Source organism: Streptomyces sp. NPDC020845 (assembly GCF_044334165.1).
GTDB lineage: Bacteria > Actinomycetota > Actinomycetes > Streptomycetales > Streptomycetaceae > Streptomyces.
The window spans coordinates 1-2640 of sequence record NZ_JBIRSJ010000074.1 but is presented as its reverse complement, the minus strand read 5'-3'; the positions used below and the strand labels follow the sequence as shown (position 1 = coordinate 2640).

General features: G+C 69.0%; 1 protein-coding gene. It reads right to left on the bottom strand.

Annotated elements, in window-relative coordinates; all coding sequences use genetic code 11:
* A partial coding sequence (locus tag ACH4U7_RS53115) for a beta-ketoacyl synthase N-terminal-like domain-containing protein (protein WP_398534932.1) occupies positions 1–2627 on the bottom strand: 2627 nt, incomplete at its 3' end.
* Between the last annotated feature and the right edge of the window lie 13 nt (positions 2628–2640).

Sequence of the window (2640 nt, the reverse complement as noted above, 5' to 3'; positions counted from 1 at the left end):
TCACCCCCACCACCAAACACCACATCCCGCAACGACCAATCCACAAACGGCACCAACGCCCGCTCACACGCCACCATCGACTCAGCAAAAACAGACGAAACCTCCCACAACTCCCGCCCCATCCCCACCCACTGCGACCCCTGACCAGGAAACACAAAGACAGCACGGCTGTCGGCAGCGGTAACACCGGAGACCACGCCGGCGAACGAGCCCTGTGCGGTGAGCCCGCGCAGGCCGTCGAGCATTTCCGACGTGTCACGGCCGAGCACCACGGCGCGGTGTTCCAGACTGGCTCGCGTCGTCGCCAGGGAGAACGCCGCGTCGGTGAGGTCGAGGCCGGGTTCGTTCTCCGCCAGTGCTGACAGGCGCTCGGCCTGGCCGCGCAGGGCTCCGTTCGACCGTCCGGAGAACACCCACGGAACGACCGGTGTCGCGAGTGCGGGGGCCGCCGGAAGGTCGGTCCCGGGCTGGTCCGAGGATTCCTCGGCCGGGGGTGCCTCCTCGATGATCACGTGGGCGTTGGTACCGCTGATCCCGAACGAGGACACACCCGCACGCCGCGTACGGTCCGTCTGGGGCCATTCCCGCCCCTGGGTCAGCAACTCCACCGCTCCCGCCGACCAGTCGACCTTCGGTGTCGGCTCGTCCACGTTCAGGGTCATCGGCATGACGCCGTTGCGCAGGGCGAGGACGGACTTGATGATGCCCGCCACACCCGCGGCAGCGCCCGTGTGCCCGATGTTGGTTTTCACGGAGCCGAGCCACAGCGGTTGGCCGTCGTGTCGTTCCTGACCGTAGGTGTTCAGCAGGGCCTGCGCCTCGATGGGGTCGCCGAGCGTGGTGCCGGTGCCATGCGCCTCGACCATGTCGACGTCCGCGAGGGTCAGCCCGGCATTGGCGACCGCCTGCCGGATCACCCGCTGCTGCGACGGACCGTTCGGAGCACTCAGACCGTTCGACGCACCGTCCTGGTTGACCGCCGACCCGCGGACCACCGCCAGCACCTCGTGCCCGTTGCGGCGCGCGTCCGACAAACGTTCCAGCACGATCATGCCGACGCCTTCGCCCCAGCCGATACCGTCGGCGGACGCTGCAAAGGCTTTGGTATGGCCGTCGGACGACAGTCCGCCAAGCGTGTCGAACTCCACGAACCCGCCAGGTGTGGCCATCAGACCGACACCACCGGTGAGCGCGAGGCCGCACTCGCCGTTGCGCAACGCCTGGGCGGCGAGGTGCAGGGCGACGAGGGAGGACGAGCATGCCGTGTCCACGCTGACGGCGGGCCCTTCCAGGCCGAGGGTGTAGGAGACACGACCCGACAAAACGCTGCCGGAGGAGCTGGTGACGGCGTAGCCCTGGCCGGTCGGCGAGTTCATCAGCAATGCGCCGTACTCGACGGCCGTACCGCCCACGAAAACGCCTGTGTCACTGCCCCGCAGCGACTTGGGGTCGATACCGGTCCGCTCCACGGCCTCCCACGACACCTCCAGCAGAAGCCGCTGCTGCGGGTCCATGGTCGCGGCCTCACGCGGCGAGATCCCGAAGAAACCGGCGTCGAAGTCACCCGCCTCGTGCAGGAAGCCGGCGCGACGAAGGCTGGCGACGTTCCACCCCTCCCACCCTCGATAGGAGGGGACGTCGGTGAGCCCTTCCCTGCTCTCCGCCACCATCTGCCACAGGTCCTCGGGGGTCGACACGCCGCCCGCGTAACGGCAGGCCATGCCGACGACGGCCAGCGGTTCGTCGGACGAGCCGCGTACGACGACGTCGGCCCCCACGGGATCCGCGCCAACGCCGATCAGTTCGTCGCACAGATGGGCGGCAAGCTGTCGCGGATTGGGGTAGTCGAAGACAAGGGTGGCGGGCAGGCGCAGTCCCGTGGCGATGGTGAGCAGGTTGCGCAGTTCCATCGCGGTCAGCGAGTCGAACCCGAGCTCCTTGAACGGCCTCTCCGGCGTGATGTCGGCCACGGAGGCACCCGCCAGGATGCGGGTGACCTCACCACGCACCAGGTCCATGAGCGCGGCGAGCTGCTCGGCCCGGCCCAGTCCTTCCAGCTCGGCCCGCAGGGCAGCTCCGGCCATGTCGTTCGCCGGGTCGGCGGAGTCCTCGCTGAGCGCGCGGGTGGCTTCGGGGATGTCCTCGATCAGCGGGCGGCGGCGGGCCAGCGTGTAGCCGGGAGCAAAGCGCGCCCAGTCCATGTCGGTCACGGTCAGCGCGATCTCGTCGTGCTCCAGCACCTGCCGGAGGGCCGCTACCGCCAGCGCCGGATCCATCGGCCGGACACCGAGACGTGCCAACTGCTCCGCGGTCGTATCGGTCGCCAGACCGGTGTCCTTCCAGTTGCCCCACGACACCGACGTCGCCGCCAGACCACGCGCCCGACGCTCCTGCGCCAGACCATCCAAGTACCCGTTCGCCGCCGCGTAACCACCGCTTCCCGCACTTCCCCACACAGCGGCGCCGGAGGAAAAGAGAACGAACGCCTCCAGCTCCAGGCCGAGTTCGGCGGTCAGCTCGTCAAGATGACGGGCACCGAGGGTCTTGGCGGCCATCTCGGCATCCAGATCCGCCACGTCCAGTTCGCGGACCAGACCGTAGCCCGCGACCCCCGCAGCATGGAACACGGCGGTCAAAGGA